Origin of the sequence: Pantoea sp. XY16 (assembly GCF_025153065.1) — a bacterium.
GTDB classification, from domain to species: Bacteria; Pseudomonadota; Gammaproteobacteria; order Enterobacterales; family Enterobacteriaceae; genus Pantoea; species Pantoea alfalfae.
In genome coordinates this window covers 632,511-649,665 of the sequence record NZ_JANZNP010000004.1, presented here as the reverse complement: position 1 = coordinate 649,665, position 17,155 = coordinate 632,511, and the positions used below count along the sequence as shown (strand labels likewise).

Here is a 17,155-nt window from a genome sequence, read left to right as displayed (position 1 = left end):
CTAGGCCGGCCGGATGATCAACTGTCCCTGCCCGGTGATCACCTCGATCTTCTGCCCGGTCCTAAATCCCAGCGCTTCCACCCAGCGGCCCTTGATGGTGAGCTGTGGCAGCGGGTTCGGCTGGCCTTTGTTAGGCCGGTATCCTACTTTGTAATAATGCGCCTGCGATTCACTGGCGGCGGTTGTGGCCGTGCGGGTCTCTGGCTTATGATGCGTGTCAGCCATTATCAACTCCTCGATAGTTGCTTGTGGTCAGCGGCTGCTGCGGGTTGCACCCCGCTTCAGCCGCGCTAAAAATCTCTTCTTGGGCTCTTCCTGTTCCGTTTTCACCTGTTTAAAGATACACCTTATGTCGGGAAAACTCGCTGAAAGCTAAGACATAAAATGCGAGTCGCCTCTGAAAAATGGATTCTTTTTCCCGGTCTGCAATTCGCTTATTACTTCGTCCTGTAGCCTTCTGGAGTATCAGCTGCGGGCGGGCTTTCATGCTATAAATCCGCGTTAACCTGTCTTCAGTCTGTCTTCTTGATTACCTACGTATCGCCGCCGAAAATCATAACGAAAAGATTTCCCTGCTGGTGAAGATAGCGGTAGCAATGAGCGCCTCCGTCAGCGGTAGCCCGGAAGTGACAGCTACTATCTGAGCGGAATCATCAGCGATTTGTTAATCAGACCGTCACGCCGCCAGATGGTACACAGAAGACTGATGCCGGAACATGCATCACCGCCAGCGGTGGCTTCAGCTTTACGTTCGGCAGCATGACCGGCTAATTGATCGTAATGGAGCGGCACAGCGGCGGCGGGAATCTCTAAAAGATACTCCACCTGTAAAAGGCATGGATCGCGATGAGTATCCACCAGCTATGTTTAAATAGGGGGGAACGGGGGCCTCGGTTAGACCAATTACACCTTCGGATAACAGAGGGGCTTGTATTGGAGCACAATGTCGAAGTTTGCCAGATGGTACATCTATAATCATCAAAACGGATGGAGGAAATAAAAATGAATGATTCCTTAGAAAAACTATTATCAATTTGTAGCAATGCTCTTTCACCTAAAGAAGAGTTTAAATATTACTCGGAGTTTTTCAACTCTCCATTATCCTGTGAACTAAATACTCTGCTAGATAGAAAAAACGGGTTCTATGGTTTTGAGTCTGCATTACACGTTTTCCCTTTTAAAACAACTAACAACGAAATCGGTTTAGTAGATTGGAACAAAAAAAACCTTTGGATATCTGCTTATGAAGGTATGGCGATTGGTGCATTATATTTTGCTGAGGATGTTTTTGGCGGGCAATTTTGTTTAAAGGATGATGGTGTTTATTTTTTCGAACCTGAAACTGCTGACTTCACAAAATTGGCTAATAGTATAAATGAATGGTGTGAGTTGATATTGTCCGATTATAAAGTAATTACTGGATATACACTGGCTCATTTATGGCAAGAAATGAATGGCCCCATACCTTCAGGATATCGTTTGGCTCCAAAAATTCCTTTTGTCGCTGGGGGTTTATACGATCTTGATAATCTCTATATTTGCAGTTCACATGAATTGATGAAGGCTGGGGCTAATATTGCATTGCAAATAAGAGATGCTCCTGATGGTAGTAGTGTAAGCCTGATTATAAATGATTAAAGATTTTGTGTGCTAATTAAAAAAGATTTGAAAATAATTTCAGTCACTGAACTGCCCCCCAATTTGGAAAGCCGATTTTGGAGTGCAGTTTAGTTGGTCAACCTTTAATATTTTATTTTTAACATTTTCAGTTTGCCGCTATTTTAGCATGTATAACTGTGGTGCAGCGGCAATCTTAAGCTTCGTGTGAACTGAAGAGTTCCTGATTGAAATTTATATTCATACATTAACCTCCTCAATGTACATGATGCGAATGAGCAGCTTGGCGTGTCAGGTGTTCAATAAATCCTTACTATGCCAGTCTTAGTACCTTGATGGTGAGTTGGGTACAAAGGTTCAGTGTAAAATGCTGACAGGGCTGGTGACCGGTATTACAGCTTACATTCCAACTGCTTTTACCCACTCATATTTCCAAACCCAAAAGATAAAAGCCTCATACTTTCGCAGCAGGCTTTTATCTTTCAATGGCATCAAGCTTAGTGCATTAACTGACTCACCAGACCGGTAAGATCGGCTTTTTTATCAATCACACCTGCAGATGACGCTTTATCCACCAGCTGTGGCAGATATTTGACCAGCAGATTCAGTGCATCGCTGGTGTTGATACCCATCCGCGCAGCCAGTTGCTCAATCGCTTCGGAGTTAATCATCTTCTTCACCAGATCGCTGCTCAGGGCAACGTTCTGCTGATCGCCCAGCCAGGAGTTAACCACCTCACTGTACTCACCGCTCTGAAGATGGCTTACGATGGTGTGTAAACCGCCTTGCTGTTCCACCCACTCCAGTACACCTTTCACTTCCTGACTGGTCTGAGTATTCAGGCCGCACATCGCCAGCACCGTTTCCAGTAAACTCATTTTATTTCCCCTGAATAGTGATCGCTTAAGACTGTTTACATGCTCTGATTTTATGAATGACAAACAGCACAATAATTGAACCCAGGGTTGCAATCGCAATGCTGTAAATATTGAAACCACTGACCTTGCCAAAGCCCAGAGCCGTACTGGCGACACCACCAATCAGCGCGCCGATAATACCCAGAATCATGGTCATGAAAATGCCCATATGTTCTTTACCTGGCATAATACATCTGGCGATAATACCGGCGAGCAGACCAAATACAACCCATGACAATATACCCATCATTACCATCCTTCTTTTTATATAAATTACTGCACGTTTAGCAGTGGTTTAATCCGAAAAATAAAAGCAGGTGTATCGTACGCCGCGTAGTATTTGTCTGGCAATCCTGTTTTTTTAATTAAACTAAACGTATCGGAAACGATAGGGGAGTAATTATGAGCATTCTGGATAATATTAAAAATATTGGCGATGAGTTGTTACATAGCGTTGATAAAAATGTTGAGAATAAGACTGATGCCTCAATATCAGGTGTTCGCACATATACGGTGAAATCCGGGGACACGCTCAGCGCAATCGCTAAGCAATTTTATAATGATGCATCAAAATATATGAAAATCTTTGAGGCGAATAAAAATATCCTCAGCAACCCGGATAAAATTGCGCCGGGTCAGGTATTGACTATTCCTGAGTAATAATTCGCCGGGAGTACGAGCCAGCCAGAGCAGGGATTGCCCGGCTGGTTTCTTGCATTTATAACCGCCGGATTCACCAGGAATATGCAGGTAACAGCAGGCGGATCCGGATGCTAATCAGAAAGAACGAGAAAATCGGGAGTACTGAAAAGCAAAAAGCCCGCTCAGGTTTCCCTGAGCGGGCTTTTCTAATTCTGGCTCCTCTGACTGGACTCGAACCAGTGACATACGGATTAACAGTCCGCCGTTCTACCGACTGAACTACAGAGGAATCGTTTGAACGAGGCGAATATTAGCGGCGTCGCACTGAGGTGTCAACAGCAAAAAAGACATTATCATTCAACTGGCTAGCTTTAACGCAATGCGATCGGGATTTAAGCAGTTTGAGCCGTTTCAGATGTCATCCGGCTCAGGGGATCCTGCTGGTAAAACTGGCGCAGATGCTGATACATGGCGGGAAAACGTTCTGCCAGCAGAAGCGGAGCCGTAAAGAAATATTCAGAGAGTACAGCGAAACACTCTGCCGGATCGCTGGCGGCGTAGGGATCAATGGTCGCAGCCTGTTCGCCTGCCAGTTCCACTTCACTCTCAATCTCTGCCATCGCGGCTCGCAAATCCTTTTCCCACTGGGCTACGTCACGCAGCGGCATGACCGGAACACCGCTGGTATAACCGCTGCCGCGCGCATCCAGTTTGTGTGCCACCTCATGAATCACCAGATTAAAGCCGGAGAGATCGAATGAATCCTGAATATCGAGCCAGTTGAGGACGACCGGTCCCTGGGTCCAGCTCTGTCCGGCATGAACGGCAGGTGCGCTGTGAACCAGCCCATCTTCATCCTGCCACTGATCGTCAACCTCAAACGGCTCGGGATAGATCAGCACCTCATGAAAACCGTCCAGCCACTCCAGACCCAGCTTCAGCACTGGCAGAGAGAAGAGCAGGGCGATCCGCACGCTGCGCAGTTCATCCAGTTGAGCACCCCCGAGAGGCACCAGTTTTTTCTGTTGCAGAAAGCGCCTTGCCAGCTCCACCAGCGCCTGCTGTTCAGCCTCATCCAGCGGGCTGAAGACAGGCTGTGACAGCCCCTGTTGCCACGGCAGGGCCGCCAGCATGGTGTCGTTATGCGTTTTCCAGGGCCATTTAAACATCGCAACTCCTGCACAGAACCGGGCTATGTCGTTATCCTGACGCGGCAGACATAAAAATGCCAGCATCGAATGCTGGCATCTTCTGTCTGACTTCAGGGCTGAAGGCTGTCTATTCAACCCGTTAGCGCAGCCGTTGTCTGTGATTCAACCCGCAAAGCGCAGGGTTGAGGGATTACCTGCGTTCAACGCGCTGAAATTCAATGACCCAGACCCAGGGATTCACTTCCCAGCTGGTTGCGCCATACTGCTTTTCCCAGGCTTTACGATACGCCTCTTTAGGCGACTCAGAATTAACGTTCATGGTGAAGAAGTTATTAAGGAAATGCGAGTCGGTCTGTACGCCCTCCGCCATAATGTCATCTTCACTGATATCCTGAATCTTCTCCGCGCGCACGCCGGTGATTTCGAGGTTGATACGACTGGCCCAGCGCGGCATGTGGATGGCGGTCTGCCAGCCAAACTCTTCGGCTTCCGGGGTGCTCATCGCATGCTGACCCAGCTCATTGCTGTCGGCACGATACTGGCAATATTCCGGCAGGCGAAACGGCGTCGGATCACGTTCATATTCGGCCAGATCGCTTTCTGGCACCATCGGGCCACGCCAGGTTTCACGCACCCAGAGGATGTCACCCGGCTTGCCGTAGGGGCACTGATAGCTGATGTCCGCCATCGACATCATCTTGTAGCCATGCAGATGGTTAGCACTCACATCAAAAGCATGTACGCCCTCGTGATGATCCTGCCCCGGCCCGAAAGCCTGAGTTTTCATAATGCGCCGGGTTTGTGTTTGCTGGCCAACCAACAGGGCACGAACACGCTGTTCGGAAAAAAGAATCGGCCGTTCTTTCATGGATTACCTCTTTTTATTAGTAGAACCCGGTTACTGCTGTAAACGTCCATTTGCTTCACATCTGAGAATTATCATAAAAGCTTTAAATCATTTTGCTTAATAATTTGTCGCCTGACAGTCACTTCAAAATTGTCACGTTGGGTGTTAAAAACCAGCAAAATGCAAAAAGCGCACCAAAGCTTATCACGCAATCGGCAGAACGCGACGAACAGCCCGGATACAGTACGTTATAACGGTAAAAATAGGAACCTTTTCAGATTTTTTCACCTGCTATTGCCCACACTTTTACAATTAAATGCGTGACAAAAAAAGGTTAAGCCCGACAGGTTTAGCTGGTTGAGAATGAATCAAACATTACTGCTGTTAAACTAATTTTCTTAGCAGCAATTCACTGAGGAAAGGCTTAAAACCGCCGAAATTGCGGTATTTATGTAACAGAGATGCTATACAGATGATCCAGATCTCATTTTTCTGCCCGAAATAGCTGGCAGCACTGCTCTTTTCAACAGCACTGTAAAAAAGGTGTCATTAGCCAGTCGCTATGATGGCTTGCCGTTTGCGCACTGATCACGACAGAGAATCCGCTGTCGATCACTACAGGGAGATAGATTATGTCACTCACACTCTGGCAATCCCGCTATGAAAGCTGGTTTCAGGCGAACTGGATCCACGACGACGGCGCGCACGATATCGCCCATCTGCGACGCGTCTGGATGAGCGCGCAGCGAATCATGACAGGCACGAAGGCGGACCCGCTGGTGGTGCTCACCGCCTGCTATTTTCATGATGTAGTGAATCTTCCAAAGAATCATCCGGAACGGCATCTCGCCTCAACGTATGCAGCCGCGGAAACGCAGCGCATTCTGCAGCAGGATTTTCACGATTTCCCGGCAGAAAAGATTGATGCCGTGATGCATGCAGTTAAAACCCACAGTTTCAGCGCCGGTATCCCGCCAGAGACGCTCGAAGCCAGAATCGTTCAGGATGCAGACAGGCTCGAATCGCTGGGCGCAATCGGGCTGGCGCGGGTCTTTTACACGGCCGGTGCACTGAATCGTCCATTATTCGACAGTCAGGATCCGCTGGGTAAAGATCGCGAGCTGAATGATGTTAAGTGGACGCTGGACCATTTCCAGAAGAAGCTGCTGCGCCTGCCGGAAACCATGCATACCGAAACCGGCCGCATGCTGGCTGAGCATAACGCCGATTTCCTGGTGCGCTATATGGCGAAGCTGTATGCCGAGCTTCAGGGCAATCTGGTGGGGATGGATGAGGGCGTACTGCGGGATTTCACCCCATTGAAAACCGAATATTAAATTTTTATGACAGTATGTTAATCGAAACGGTCATCCGGTAGCGTGTGAGCAATAACAAAAAGGAGCTGCCCGATGACCGAAACTGTTAATTTAACGATTAAAATTGATCCCGAACTGAAAGAAACGATTAAACAGCTGGCGCTGGAAAACCAGGTTTCAATGAGCCAGGAAATTGTGCAGCGTTTGCAGGCCAGTCTCGAAACGCATCCGCATCCCGCCATTGATAATCAGGACATCACTGAAGAGGGGACTGAGGGATCCAGTGCCGCTGACGTGAAGACCGATGCATTAAGTGCAACAGAGCTGAAGCAGATTCGGCTGCTGCTGAAGAAGCAGAGCAAGAAGAAAAAATAAAACAGAAACCCGTCGCCAGACGGGTTTTTACTTTGGAGAAAGGCTGGACCGTTTCGCTATGAGACTGTGCCTGCTCAGGGAACACGGTCAGATCGGAAAGACGCAAAAGCCGCCATCCATGGCATGCTCGGCCCGCACCGTCCTGGCGCGGGACGCTTTCCTCTTCTGACCGTGTTCCCTGCGAGTTGAGCTTATTTGTTGCTGTGAGTATCGTCAGATGTAAGTTCTTCATCAGCCTGAAACCCGTCGCAAGACGGGTTTTTTTATTTCAGTTCGATGACGACTTCAGCTGACGAATATGCGGCAGCAACAGCTGAGCCACCGCTGCAAACACCGGCACCACCACCGAGTTACCAAACTGCTTATAGGCCTGGGTATCTGAAACCGGAATGCGGAACGGCTCGCGACCCGGCACATCAAAGCCCATCAGGCGCGCGCATTCGCGCGGGGAAAGGCGGCGTGGTCGACGCGCCATATTATCCGCATCCTGAAACTCCGCTTCGCCCAGCGCACTGTCCCAGCCGCGATCAATCAGAATCTCTGAGCCATCTTTGTAGTAACGCGCTGACAGCGTCCGCACGCAGCAGTCAGGATTGCGCGGATCGTTGAGGCCAAAGCCAAAGCCATTACCTTTGGCTTTATGTTTTTTCGCATACTGGTAGAGGTAGCGCCACAGCACCGGTGACAGGATATATTTGTCGTCCGGCGCACTCTCCAGCAGGCTCTGCAGGCTGGGGACCTGCGCCGGGTAGAAACGGCGGATATCGCGCAGCGTAAAGTCCTGCTTTTTCAGGTCACGGCGAATCCCCACCAGCACAATGCGTTCGCGATGCTGCGGCAGGAAGTGGCGCGCATCGATCACTTTGGCATCGGGGCTGCTGGCTCCGGCATCGGCCACGTCATAGCCCAGCTCATCCAGCGTCTCCATGATAATGGCGAAGGTGCGGCCCTTATCGTGGCTTTTGAGGTTTTTCACATTCTCCAGCACAAAAAATGGCGGCTTCTTGGCAGCCAGAATGCGCGCAACATCGAAAAACAGCGTGCCCTGTACCTGACACTCAAACCCGTGGGCGCGGCCCAGCGCATTTTTCTTGCTGACGCCCGCCAGCGAAAAAGGCTGGCAGGGAAAACCGGCCAGCAGCACCTGATGGTCGGGGATTGCCGCATCAATCGCGCGGTAAATCGCTTCATCGTCAGTCAGACCTTCAGGCTGGGTCACCTGACGAATATCGGTATTGAAGTGATGCTCCAGCGGATCGCTGTAGTGATTGGCTTTGTAAGTGCGAACCGCCTCTTTATTCCATTCACTGGTGAACACACACTTGCCGCCGATCGCCTCGAATCCTTTACGGATGCCGCCAATCCCGGCAAAGAGATCGATAAAACGAAACTCAGGGTTATCATAGTGGGCGGGCCGGGTCGGCAGCAGACTCTGCAACAGCGACAGCTCCGCCTCACACAGCGGTGGCAGGACGCTTTTACCCTGACGAATCCGGTTCAGCAGGGCCGGCGTCCAGCAGGAAAATCCCGCCTGCTGCAGTCGGGCCGTGAGATCACGAACCGAATAGATGTCCAGCACCTGTCTAAAGAGTTCAGACGCATCAGCAGATGAAAGTGCAGCAGAGAGTGGTTCAGCGAGGGCGGCGGGATGCATGCGTTTTTCCTTAACAGTAAGGAGCCTATGCTAACACTCCAGAGGCTGCGAGGAAATTGCCGGGATGTGCCCTGTGTCAGACCGCCGGAAAGTTCTGTTTTTGCGGCGTAATCTCCGAAGTCGTCCGGCGACAGCTTTCGCTTTTCGCGGCGCAGGCTAAAGTTACAGAACCAGCAAAAAAGGAGACGTTATGGCTGATGTTCACTCCAGCGAAACACGCAGCAAAAATATGCGTGCCATTCGCGCTCAGGATACGGCCATTGAGCAACGTATTGCGCTGCTGCTGAAAGATCGGGGATTCAGTTTTCGCGTGCAGGATAAAAATCTGCCGGGACGGCCTGATTTTGTTCTGACCGAACAGCAGGCGATTATTTTTGTTCATGGCTGCTTCTGGCATCGTCATCACTGCTATCTGTTTAAGCTGCCGGCGACGCGCACAGAATTCTGGACCGGAAAAATTAACAGCAATGTTGAACGTGACCGGCGTTATGTGCGCCAGCTGCAGGAAAGCGGCTGGAAAGTGCTGATCATCTGGGAGTGTGCGCTACGTGGCAAACTGCGCCTGGCGGATCAGGATCTGCTGGAGCGGCTGGAGGAGTGGCTGCTGGCGATGCCGGAGAGTGCTGAGATCGACCATCAGGGCATTCATCATTACAACGCCGATTGCTAATCAGAGACATAATTGGTTAGATCGGCGCTTTCTCCGTGGCAAGGATCCTGAAATGAGCAGCATAAAACTGACGGTAAAACGCCTTTACCAGATTCGTGACGAGCGGATGGTGAATACCAAAGCGACCGCGCGGGTTTACTGTGGTGACAGGCTTATCGCCACGGAGGAGATCACCGGTATGACTGAAAGCCCGGTCAGCAAATATCTGCATGCTGAAGGAGCAGCAGGCGAGACGGTGCGGGTAGAGTGGGATTGTGAGGGCATCGCGGAGATGACTGTTACGGAAATTGAGCGCTGCCCATGTTGTCAACATAACGAACCAGACTAAGGATAAGATTTTGGCGGGAACCAGTTTACTGACTTTACTTGATGATATTGCAACACTTCTGGACGATATTTCCGTCATGGGGAAAGTGGCGGCGAAAAAGACTGCTGGCGTACTGGGCGACGATCTGTCGCTGAATGCTCAGCAGGTCAGCGGCGTCAAAGCCAACCGTGAGCTGCCGGTAGTATGGGGCGTTGCCAAAGGATCGTTTCTTAACAAACTGATCCTGGTGCCACTGGCGCTGATTATCTCCGCGTTTGCGCCCTGGCTGATTACGCCGCTGCTGATGATTGGCGGTGCCTATCTCTGCTACGAAGGCGTGGAGAAGGTAATGCACAGTCTGCAGCATGACAAGCAGAGCAAATCACCGGAAGCGCGTCAGCAGCGACTCGATTCGCTGGCGAATCAGAATGCGGCCGAGTTTGAGAAGAAGAAGATCAAGGGCGCAGTGCGCACCGATTTCATTCTGTCAGCCGAAATTGTTGCGATTACCTTAGGCATCGTATCGGAATCGCCGCTGCTCAACCAGGTGATTATCCTTGCGGGCATCGCAATTCTGGTTACGGTAGGCGTTTACGGCATCGTGGCGGCCATCGTGAAAATTGATGACCTCGGTTTCTGGCTGCGTGAAAAGCCGTCGCGCGTTGCGCAGGGTATCGGCAGTGTGCTGCTGGCCGCCGCGCCCTGGCTGATGAAGATCCTCTCGGTAGTCGGCACCATCGCCATGTTCCTGGTCGGCGGCGGCATCGTGGTGCATGGCATCACGCCGCTGCATCATCTGATAGAGGAAGTCAGCAGTGGCTTCAGCAGCTGGATCGCGATGCTGCTCAGCAACGGCGCTAACCTGGTGCTCGGCTTTATCATTGGGTCGATCGTGCTGTTAGTGGTCAACCTTATTGCCAGAGTGCGCGGAAAATCGGTATAAAGCGCACTGTGATTAAAGGTCAGGAGAATGACGATGAACGACGACATGTTTGAATTTGATATCGACGCACAACTTGAGCAGGCTGAAGCGAAAGCAGAGAAAAAAGCCAGCGAAGTGCCGGATGATCTCGGTGACGAAGCCGATTGCGAAGGCTGTAAAATCTGACGTCAGCGTCAACACTTCATAAAAGCGGATAAGTTTTATCCGCTTTTTTTATATTCCGCATATCCAGCTGCTTAATTCTGAATTTGCCCTTTTTTTGCGTGCCTTAACAGGCAAGGGTCGGCTTTGCCTGCTATAAAGAAAATAATCACTCAGGTTAATAACACGCATGAAAGGAGCGCATTATGGTTTTCGCAATCAGTGAAGAAGTGCAGCATAAGGAAGAGGGGCAGACGATGGTGGTGACCGGCTACGCGAGTGGCATGGTGGAGTGCCGCTGGTATGACGGCTTTGCCGTGCGCAGCGAGGCTTTTCGCAGTGATGAACTCTGCGCCCTGAATCCGGCACAACAACTGGCGGGCTGACAGCATCAGGCCTGTGGGTTCTGCGACCCGCCAGGCCCGGTTTCTGACTGCCTAAGGCCCGGCACACTCCCTGTGCCGCCCTGTTTTCAGACGTTACCGTCGTTATCCTCTTCAACCGCCTGATAGATCCGCTGCAGCACATCCGGGAAGGCTGACTGGACACGACTCCAGCTCGGTATAAACGGCTTATCGTTAGGACGCTCAATAAACGCCTGACCTGCTTCCAGAATCGACTGGGTAAACATCTCTACCGCAGCCTCTTCCACATGCTGATCAAACTTCAGCCCGTTCATTGCCGCTTCGTGATTGTAGGTCTCCATCATATCCAGCGCATTACGATAATAGGTTGCTTTCAGCACCCGGAACGAGTCGCTGGTCAGCGGCACACCCATGGTGGCGAGCTTGCGCAGCAGTGACTGGACAATATCACTGCTCATGCGCTTCAGGCCGCCGGTGCCATCATCTTCTGCCAGCGGCTGATGCTTGTGATCGTAGTTATCGGCGATCTCAACCTGGCACGACTGGCGGGTGGTGTAGTTACGATAAATCTCCGACAGCACGCCAATCTCCAGTCCCCAGTCGCCGGGGATCTTGATGCCGTTCAGCACATGCGTTCGCATGGCAAACTCGCCCGAGAGCGGATAGCGGAAGCTTGTCAGGTAATCCAGGTATTCCGAATGGCCATAGACTTTCTGTAGTGAGCGCAGCAGCGGCCCAACCAGCAGACGGCCGACGCGGCCATTCAGCTTGCCATCCGCGACGCGCGCGTAGAAGCCCTTACAGAACTCATACTGAAACGCCGGGTTGGCCAGCGGGTAGAGCAGGCGGGCCAGCATGCCACGCTCATACGTGACGATATCGCAGTCATGCAGCGCCACACAGCTGGTGCGATCTGACGCCAGCGTATAACCGGTGCAGAACCAGACGTTACGGCCTTTGCCGGGGTTGGTGGGCGACAGACCCTCTTTATCCAGTTCCGCATCAATGGCTTTCAGACGCGGGCCATCGTTCCACAGGATGCGATGCCGTTGCGGCAGGCGGGAGAAGAACTCGCGGGCAAACAGGAACTGATCGCGGTCAGCACGATCCAGACCAATGACAATTTCGTCCAGATAAGGCACTTTGGCCAGCTCATCAACGATTTTCGTCAGCGCCGGACCTTCAAGTTCGGAAAACAGCGATGGCAGGATCAGCCCCATTTTGCGTTTGCGGGCAAAGCGAACCATCTCTTTTTCCAGCGACTCCACGCTGCGGTGGGTAAGGTTGTGGAAGTTGGTGATTACGCCATTCTGATAAAAGTCACTCATCGCATCATCCTTTTAATGCCCGTGGGCAGCTTATTGAGATTGAGTCAAAAAATAGTCCAGCCCTTCACGCCAGCCTTCGGGGCCATGGTGAGCGGTGTGATAGACCTGCTGCTGATCGGTCCGGCTGAGTGTTACCGGTGTTTTACTGTAGCCCTTAATCACGACGGCATAATCAACTGCATCCAGCATCGGCGCATCATTCGGCCCGTCACCGAGACCAATTGTGATGGGCGCTTCACCGGGGGCATGATCCAGCAGCCAGCGCAGCGCTTCACCTTTGCCGCAGCCTGCTGGCATGACATGCCAGAAACGTCCGCCCTGCGTCAGCGCCAGCCCTTCAGCACGCAGTGCCTCCTGAAAGCTATCGAAAGCTTCATCGCTGTCGCGCCAGACAATCACTTCAGAGGCGTCGCGCTGGCGTGCCAGCGCGGCATCTCCCTCACTCAGTCCGGTCATTGAGGCCACTTCCGGATCGGAGAAATCATGAAAGCCGGTAAAGCGGTAGGCTGTTTTCAATGCAGCCAGCCGCTGGCAGAGGGCGTCATAAGTCAGCGTGTTATCAGGCAGACGGATACGCTGCTGATCCTGCAGCTGAAGCAAGGCACCGTTCTCGGCAATAAAGGGTGAACCACTGATCCCAAGTTTTTTTTGCAGCGGAATGATTTCGGCTGCCGTCTTACTGGAACAGATCACCAGCGGAATAGCGGACTGTTTTAGTGTGGTGAGCCACTCCGTGGCCGCATCCCAGCGATAGGTATGGTGGTCCAGTAGCGAACCATCGAGATCGGTAATAATCATTAACGGCTGTTGAAGATCGGGCATTAACAGGCTCCTTTCATCACGTTCGCGGCTAAAGCAGCGATTTTTCAATATTATAGTTGAATATGGCTCACACTTTTTTTCCTGCCACGCCGGCTGAAAATCCAGGATAAATCTTAAAAGAGAAGAGGGGAAAACGGGGGATACAAGAAATGTGCAGGCGCTAAGTCACTGGCTGGCCCGGTGTTTTCGGTAACTATAGCCTTACAACGACCCGGCTCGTTGCAAAAACGTGCATATCTGATACTTGTTTCAGTGACGCGATCGCGTAATCTGCATAGGTGTTAAGAATTCCCTGGTGTAACGAATTGAATTTTTACCCGGCCTTCCCGCCGGGTATTTTTTTGAAATCGATTTCAGCGGTTAGCTTCATAGGCGCGATAGTCACAGATGTCGATTTCAAACGCTTCTGCCAGTTCGGTATAGGAGTGGAAAATCTGGCCTTCAACTTCGAGCCGTGGCATCTGGCCCTGCTCCATATATTCCCTTATCTCTCCTGACGTTTTCGCCTGAATCGCCGCCAGTAAACCCTCAACATCCACCTTCAAATCGGACGCCGGCATATCGGTGTGCTGCTTTTCGTCTGTCATTTTCTGACTCCTGAGAGCAAACAGAATAATCAGTATAGAACGCGGGGCAGAAAGAGGGGACCGGGCAGATCGCAGGAAAAAAAAGCCCGCGCTGCGCGGGCAAAATCCTTGTTACTTCAGGTTGTGGCTGCACCTATGGGGGTGGTGCAGTGGAGGAAGTGTAAAGGCCAGGCGCGTAAGAAGTCTTGCGGTGAAATGTTAAGAAATTGCAAAAATGGTCCTTACTCAGATTTACCTGACTTTGCCCCTGAACAGAGCAGATTCGGCTATAGTTGATGATAAAGCTGATTTTTTTCAATACCTAAAGGAATGGTTATGGACATCTTAAGAATTATTATCGCAATTCTGCTGCCACCGCTGGGTGTGTTTATGCAGGTCGGTTTTGGTGGTGCTTTCTGGCTGAATATTCTGCTGACGATCTGTGGTTACATCCCTGGTATCGTTCATGCCGTCTGGGTCATTGCCCGCCGCTAACGCGCTGCATCGCGCCGGTTCTTCGTTTAGACTGTACGCAGTAAATAATCAGGAGAACCGAAATGAAGGTAAATGACCGCGTCAGCGTCAAAACCGATGGCGGCCCGCGTCGCGTTGGCACCATTCTGGCTATGGAGCCATTTAATGAAGGTACCATGTTTCTGGTCGCGCTGGAAGATTATCCATTAGGCATCTGGTTTTTTAATGAAACGCAGCAGCCGGATGGTATTTTCGTCGAGCCTTACCACGACGCCTGAGCCTGACGTGCATAAAAAAGCCCCGTTACGTTAAACGTAACGGGGCTTTTTTGCATTCAGCGCCGCTGCCGTCGACAACAGCCGCTGCCAGTTACCTGCCTGGCGTCAGAAGGTTTCCCAGTTATCACTACCGGTGGTCAGCGCCGGGCGCGGTGTCAGAGCGGATGTTTTGGCTGGTGATGTGACGCGGGTGGCCACACTTTTCGTGGCAGGCGAATCCTGCAGACGGAATGCCGCTACCGCCTGTGTCAGTTTGCCCGCCTGATCTTCCAGCGAGGCTGCTGCTGCTGAGGCTTCTTCCACCAGCGAGGCGTTCTGCTGAGTGACGTTGTCCATCTCAGTGACCGCCTGGCTCACCTGCTGAATACCCCGGCTCTGTTCGTCCGATGCCGCGGCGATTTCCGACATAATATCGGTGACGCGACGTACCGCCTCGACAATCTCACCCATGGTACTGCCCGCTGCGCCAACCTGATGCGAACCGTCATTAATCAGCGTGACCGACTCAGCAATCAGGGATTCAATCTCTTTGGCCGCCTGCGCACTACGCTGGGCCAGATTGCGCACTTCGCTTGCCACCACCGCAAAGCCGCGACCCTGTTCTCCGGCGCGCGCTGCTTCAACCGCTGCGTTCAGCGCCAGGATGTTGGTCTGGAACGCGATGCTGTTAATGACGTTAGTGATCTCAGCGATTTTCTTTGAGCTGCCGGAAATGTTGGTCATGGTTTTCACCACGCTATCGACCAGATCACCCCCGCTGCGCGCCTTGCCAGAGGCATCCGCGGCCAGCTGGCTGGCGTGATGGGCATTCTCGGCGTTCTGTTTTACCGTGGCGGTGAGCTGTTCCATGCTGGCAGCGGTCTGCTCCAGTGCTGCCGCCTGCTGCTCGGTGCGTGAAGAGAGATCGGTGTTACCAGCTGAAATTTCGCTGGAGCCCTGATAAATCGCCACAGCACCTTCACGCACCGTTCCGACGGTGGTGACCAGCGCCTGCTGCATCAGCTGCAGGTTGTGGATCAGCGTACCAATCTCACTGCGGCCATAGGGCAGGGGAACAGAGGTCAGATCGCCCTGCGCAATGCGTTCGATACGCATCACCGACTGACGCAGCGGGTTAATCACCACGCGTCGCAGGAAGACAAAGGTCAGCAGCACCAGCACCAGCGCGGCACTAAACGCCACGGCCATCGAGATAAAGCCAATGCGTGACAGATGATCGGCTTCGGCAGTAATAGCATTCGCGCGGTCAGTACGAATTTTGATCGCCTTCAGTAACACTGCGTTATAGTCATCATCCAGCCTGCGGGTAACGTCCGTCTCCTGGGCGATAATGCCCTCAAAGCTGCCCTGTTTACCGGCATTAATCATGGGTATCAGGCCTTTATTGATGTAATCGTTGAAGCGTGCCTGCAGCGTGGCATCCAGTTCAACGTCAGCGGGGGTCTTCACTTCACGTGCCTGATAGACCGCAAACCCCTCTTTAGCCTGCTGAATCCGTTTTTCAGCAGCCGCCACGTTGGCGCGAAACGCGTCCATTTCACCAATACGCGCGGCGGCACCGGCCTGAATAATGGTCAGGCGTGCCGTACGCAGGTGGTTGGAACTGTTAGCGAGGCCCATGCGAACCTGGATTTCGTCCGTAGCATCATTGAGAGAGTGGTTGCTTGAGATAAGAAAGTAACTGGCGATACCAATACAGAGTGCGAACAGCAGCAATATGCCGCCGAAGATCAGGCTAAACAGCGGCATCAGGCGGAGATTCTGCCAGATGCCAGCGCTTTTATGTCCATTATTATCTAATGCAGTGTTCATATCCTTGCTCTCTTGAGGCTGTTGTTATAAGGCTTAACATCGGCAAAAGAGTGTAAAGGCTTAGGAGCAAGAGTGAGACCTGGATCCCAATTCAGCGCAAAAAAAACCGGCCATTAAGGCCGGTTCTTCAGGTCTGACGATCAGCGAATATTAACGTAAATACCCGAGGTCACATTATCGGTTAAACGCACCACATGATAAATAACCTGTTTATTATGGGTTTTGATTTTGCGTTTAATATTACCTTTGTGTGACGATACCGTTTTGGCCTTAATTTGCATTTTATCTGAGATCTGAATGGTGTCATGACCTGACATCCACATCTTCAGCATGTTTGACTCAGTCTGGCTCAGCGTCAGCGGGTGAACATCCATGCCCGAAGAGATGCGCGCAGACTGGTTAAGCTTCTTCTGCAAATAGGTGCTGAGTAAGGAATCCAGGGTCGATGTCTTCATCGATTTTGATGTAATAATCAGGTTCTTACGAACGTAGAGATATTCCTCAAAATGGATATTGCTAATCGCCATGAATATAAAGAACAGCGTATCAGGATGCTGCGTAATAATACTGCGGATACGTTCACTGGAATCTGACTCATGAATGAAACAATCTTCATTAATAAAGACGACACCAGGGTTTAATTGCTCACATTTTTGCTGTAGTTGCTCAATATCGGAGACAGAAGAGATATTTTTCTTCTTAACTCCCTTTAAAGACATGTAGTCTGATAATCCCAGGCGTGTGTAGTTGCAGGAATCCATAATAATAGTTGGCATAATAGCGACCCTCACCAATTTGTTATCCGTTTAAATCAACGATGAATACGCGTTGCGGTACGAGAGAGATTTCTTAGGTACTTTTTTATTCTGCTCGTGCAGTGTGGCAACAGGCAAACGCCCGTAAAAGTCTTCATCCCTGACCCGTTCTGCA

General features: G+C 51.3%; 21 protein-coding genes, 1 tRNA gene and 1 pseudogene. 11 read left to right on the top strand and 12 right to left on the bottom strand.

Annotated features, from left to right (window positions below):
- Positions 1-225, bottom strand: coding sequence for a type I toxin-antitoxin system SymE family toxin (locus N1689_RS07770; protein WP_260058439.1), 225 nt, complete (start codon positions 223-225; stop codon positions 1-3).
- A 777-nt stretch (positions 226-1,002) separates the two neighbouring features.
- On the opposite strand from N1689_RS07770, the gene N1689_RS07760 reads away from it, so the two are divergent.
- On the top strand, positions 1,003-1,638 hold the full coding sequence (locus N1689_RS07760; RefSeq protein ID WP_222925329.1) for an SMI1/KNR4 family protein: 636 nt from the start codon (positions 1,003-1,005) through the stop codon (positions 1,636-1,638).
- A gap of 476 nt (positions 1,639-2,114) precedes the next feature.
- Here the strand turns inward: N1689_RS07760 and N1689_RS07755 are convergent, their stop codons facing one another.
- Both N1689_RS07755 and N1689_RS07750 read right to left on the bottom strand, forming a co-directional pair.
- Positions 2,115-2,495, bottom strand: coding sequence for a YidB family protein (locus tag N1689_RS07755; protein ID WP_222925330.1), 381 nt, complete (start codon positions 2,493-2,495; stop codon positions 2,115-2,117).
- A gap of 25 nt (positions 2,496-2,520) precedes the next feature.
- Positions 2,521-2,781, bottom strand: coding sequence for a GlsB/YeaQ/YmgE family stress response membrane protein (locus N1689_RS07750; RefSeq protein ID WP_041456944.1), 261 nt, complete (start codon positions 2,779-2,781; stop codon positions 2,521-2,523).
- 152 nt (positions 2,782-2,933) lie between these two features.
- Between N1689_RS07750 and N1689_RS22095 the strand changes: the two are divergent.
- A pseudogene (locus tag N1689_RS22095) lies at positions 2,934-3,194 on the top strand (LysM peptidoglycan-binding domain-containing protein); the annotation flags it as partial.
- A gap of 195 nt (positions 3,195-3,389) precedes the next feature.
- On the opposite strand, the gene N1689_RS07740 reads toward N1689_RS22095, so the two are convergent.
- The 3 genes from N1689_RS07740 to N1689_RS07730 all read right to left on the bottom strand — a co-directional run bounded on the left by N1689_RS07740 (position 3,390) and on the right by N1689_RS07730 (position 5,195).
- Positions 3,390-3,465, bottom strand: a tRNA-Asn gene (locus N1689_RS07740).
- Positions 3,466-3,568: 103 nt separating this feature from the next.
- Positions 3,569-4,345, bottom strand: a complete 777-nt coding sequence (gene mtfA, locus N1689_RS07735; protein ID WP_202605051.1) for a DgsA anti-repressor MtfA — start codon at positions 4,343-4,345, stop codon at positions 3,569-3,571.
- 172 nt (positions 4,346-4,517) lie between these two features.
- A complete protein-coding gene (locus N1689_RS07730) occupies positions 4,518-5,195 on the bottom strand; it encodes a hypothetical protein (RefSeq protein ID WP_161736198.1) in 678 nt (225 codons plus the stop codon).
- 611 nt (positions 5,196-5,806) lie between these two features.
- On the opposite strand from N1689_RS07730, the gene N1689_RS07725 reads away from it, so the two are divergent.
- Positions 5,807-6,511, top strand: coding sequence for a phosphohydrolase (locus N1689_RS07725; RefSeq protein ID WP_260058438.1), 705 nt, complete (start codon positions 5,807-5,809; stop codon positions 6,509-6,511).
- Between the two features lie 72 nt (positions 6,512-6,583).
- Positions 6,584-6,865 carry an Arc family DNA-binding protein gene (locus N1689_RS07720; protein WP_161736200.1) on the top strand — a complete coding sequence of 94 codons (282 nt, stop codon included), beginning with the start codon at positions 6,584-6,586 and terminating at the stop codon, positions 6,863-6,865.
- 268 nt (positions 6,866-7,133) lie between these two features.
- Here N1689_RS07720 and dcm read toward each other — a convergent pair whose 3' ends face one another.
- Positions 7,134-8,519 (bottom strand): DNA (cytosine-5-)-methyltransferase, encoded by a 1,386-nt coding sequence (gene dcm / locus N1689_RS07715; RefSeq protein ID WP_161736201.1) that lies wholly within the window; start codon positions 8,517-8,519, stop codon positions 7,134-7,136.
- A gap of 190 nt (positions 8,520-8,709) precedes the next feature.
- Between dcm and N1689_RS07710 the strand changes: the two genes are divergently transcribed.
- The 5 genes from N1689_RS07710 to N1689_RS07690 all read left to right on the top strand — a co-directional run bounded on the left by N1689_RS07710 (position 8,710) and on the right by N1689_RS07690 (position 10,966).
- Positions 8,710-9,189 carry a very short patch repair endonuclease gene (locus tag N1689_RS07710; RefSeq protein ID WP_161736202.1) on the top strand — a complete coding sequence of 160 codons (480 nt, stop codon included), beginning with the start codon at positions 8,710-8,712 and terminating at the stop codon, positions 9,187-9,189.
- 52 nt (positions 9,190-9,241) lie between these two features.
- Positions 9,242-9,517 (top strand): hypothetical protein, encoded by a 276-nt coding sequence (locus N1689_RS07705; RefSeq protein ID WP_090959971.1) that lies wholly within the window; start codon positions 9,242-9,244, stop codon positions 9,515-9,517.
- Positions 9,518-9,527: 10 nt separating this feature from the next.
- On the top strand, positions 9,528-10,439 hold the full coding sequence (locus N1689_RS07700) for a DUF808 domain-containing protein (RefSeq protein ID WP_260058436.1): 912 nt from the start codon (positions 9,528-9,530) through the stop codon (positions 10,437-10,439).
- Between the two features lie 33 nt (positions 10,440-10,472).
- Positions 10,473-10,604, top strand: a complete 132-nt coding sequence (locus N1689_RS07695) for a hypothetical protein (protein ID WP_003854444.1) — start codon at positions 10,473-10,475, stop codon at positions 10,602-10,604.
- A 182-nt stretch (positions 10,605-10,786) separates the two neighbouring features.
- A complete protein-coding gene (locus N1689_RS07690; protein ID WP_161736204.1) occupies positions 10,787-10,966 on the top strand; it encodes a YodC family protein in 180 nt (59 codons plus the stop codon).
- Positions 10,967-11,052: 86 nt separating this feature from the next.
- On the opposite strand, the gene N1689_RS07685 is transcribed toward N1689_RS07690, so the two are convergent.
- The 3 genes from N1689_RS07685 to N1689_RS07675 all read right to left on the bottom strand — a co-directional run bounded on the left by N1689_RS07685 (position 11,053) and on the right by N1689_RS07675 (position 13,682).
- A complete protein-coding gene (locus N1689_RS07685; RefSeq protein WP_013358297.1) occupies positions 11,053-12,273 on the bottom strand; it encodes a glycosyl transferase in 1,221 nt (406 codons plus the stop codon).
- Between the two features lie 30 nt (positions 12,274-12,303).
- Positions 12,304-13,095 carry a mannosyl-3-phosphoglycerate phosphatase-related protein gene (locus N1689_RS07680; protein WP_260058435.1) on the bottom strand — a complete coding sequence of 264 codons (792 nt, stop codon included), beginning with the start codon at positions 13,093-13,095 and terminating at the stop codon, positions 12,304-12,306.
- Between the two features lie 353 nt (positions 13,096-13,448).
- Positions 13,449-13,682, bottom strand: coding sequence for a DUF2525 domain-containing protein (locus N1689_RS07675; RefSeq protein WP_013358295.1), 234 nt, complete (start codon positions 13,680-13,682; stop codon positions 13,449-13,451).
- 315 nt (positions 13,683-13,997) lie between these two features.
- Between N1689_RS07675 and N1689_RS07670 the strand changes: the two genes are divergently transcribed.
- Positions 13,998-14,156 carry a YqaE/Pmp3 family membrane protein gene (locus N1689_RS07670; RefSeq protein ID WP_013358294.1) on the top strand — a complete coding sequence of 53 codons (159 nt, stop codon included), beginning with the start codon at positions 13,998-14,000 and terminating at the stop codon, positions 14,154-14,156.
- Between the two features lie 62 nt (positions 14,157-14,218).
- A complete protein-coding gene (gene dsrB / locus N1689_RS07665) occupies positions 14,219-14,413 on the top strand; it encodes a protein DsrB (RefSeq protein WP_013358293.1) in 195 nt (64 codons plus the stop codon).
- Positions 14,414-14,518: 105 nt separating this feature from the next.
- Here dsrB and N1689_RS07660 read toward each other — a convergent pair whose 3' ends face one another.
- Together N1689_RS07660 and rcsA are read right to left on the bottom strand one after the other, a co-directional pair.
- Positions 14,519-16,225, bottom strand: a complete 1,707-nt coding sequence (locus N1689_RS07660; RefSeq protein ID WP_161736207.1) for a methyl-accepting chemotaxis protein — start codon at positions 16,223-16,225, stop codon at positions 14,519-14,521.
- Between the two features lie 140 nt (positions 16,226-16,365).
- A complete protein-coding gene (gene rcsA, locus N1689_RS07655) occupies positions 16,366-17,001 on the bottom strand; it encodes a transcriptional regulator RcsA (RefSeq protein ID WP_010247685.1) in 636 nt (211 codons plus the stop codon).
- Positions 17,002-17,155: the final 154 nt, after the last annotated feature.

What these genes read in the sequence shown, in the direction of transcription:
- N1689_RS07770 (WP_260058439.1), bottom strand. Translation starts at nt 225, where the DNA reads ATGGCTGACACGCATCATAAGCCAGAGACCCGCACGGCCACAACCGCC.
- N1689_RS07760 (WP_222925329.1), top strand. Translation starts at nt 1,003, where the DNA reads ATGAATGATTCCTTAGAAAAACTATTATCAATTTGTAGCAATGCTCTT.
- N1689_RS07755 (WP_222925330.1), bottom strand. Translation starts at nt 2,495, where the DNA reads ATGAGTTTACTGGAAACGGTGCTGGCGATGTGCGGCCTGAATACTCAG.
- N1689_RS07750 (WP_041456944.1), bottom strand. Translation starts at nt 2,781, where the DNA reads ATGGGTATATTGTCATGGGTTGTATTTGGTCTGCTCGCCGGTATTATC.
- mtfA (WP_202605051.1), bottom strand. Translation starts at nt 4,345, where the DNA reads ATGTTTAAATGGCCCTGGAAAACGCATAACGACACCATGCTGGCGGCC.
- N1689_RS07730 (WP_161736198.1), bottom strand. Translation starts at nt 5,195, where the DNA reads ATGAAAGAACGGCCGATTCTTTTTTCCGAACAGCGTGTTCGTGCCCTG.
- N1689_RS07725 (WP_260058438.1), top strand. Translation starts at nt 5,807, where the DNA reads ATGTCACTCACACTCTGGCAATCCCGCTATGAAAGCTGGTTTCAGGCG.
- N1689_RS07720 (WP_161736200.1), top strand. Translation starts at nt 6,584, where the DNA reads ATGACCGAAACTGTTAATTTAACGATTAAAATTGATCCCGAACTGAAA.
- dcm (WP_161736201.1), bottom strand. Translation starts at nt 8,519, where the DNA reads ATGCATCCCGCCGCCCTCGCTGAACCACTCTCTGCTGCACTTTCATCT.
- N1689_RS07710 (WP_161736202.1), top strand. Translation starts at nt 8,710, where the DNA reads ATGGCTGATGTTCACTCCAGCGAAACACGCAGCAAAAATATGCGTGCC.
- N1689_RS07705 (WP_090959971.1), top strand. Translation starts at nt 9,242, where the DNA reads ATGAGCAGCATAAAACTGACGGTAAAACGCCTTTACCAGATTCGTGAC.
- N1689_RS07695 (WP_003854444.1), top strand. Translation starts at nt 10,473, where the DNA reads ATGAACGACGACATGTTTGAATTTGATATCGACGCACAACTTGAGCAG.
- N1689_RS07690 (WP_161736204.1), top strand. Translation starts at nt 10,787, where the DNA reads ATGGTTTTCGCAATCAGTGAAGAAGTGCAGCATAAGGAAGAGGGGCAG.
- N1689_RS07685 (WP_013358297.1), bottom strand. Translation starts at nt 12,273, where the DNA reads ATGAGTGACTTTTATCAGAATGGCGTAATCACCAACTTCCACAACCTT.
- N1689_RS07680 (WP_260058435.1), bottom strand. Translation starts at nt 13,095, where the DNA reads ATGCCCGATCTTCAACAGCCGTTAATGATTATTACCGATCTCGATGGT.
- N1689_RS07675 (WP_013358295.1), bottom strand. Translation starts at nt 13,682, where the DNA reads ATGACAGACGAAAAGCAGCACACCGATATGCCGGCGTCCGATTTGAAG.
- N1689_RS07670 (WP_013358294.1), top strand. Translation starts at nt 13,998, where the DNA reads ATGGACATCTTAAGAATTATTATCGCAATTCTGCTGCCACCGCTGGGT.
- dsrB (WP_013358293.1), top strand. Translation starts at nt 14,219, where the DNA reads ATGAAGGTAAATGACCGCGTCAGCGTCAAAACCGATGGCGGCCCGCGT.
- N1689_RS07660 (WP_161736207.1), bottom strand. Translation starts at nt 16,225, where the DNA reads ATGAACACTGCATTAGATAATAATGGACATAAAAGCGCTGGCATCTGG.
- rcsA (WP_010247685.1), bottom strand. Translation starts at nt 17,001, where the DNA reads ATGCCAACTATTATTATGGATTCCTGCAACTACACACGCCTGGGATTA.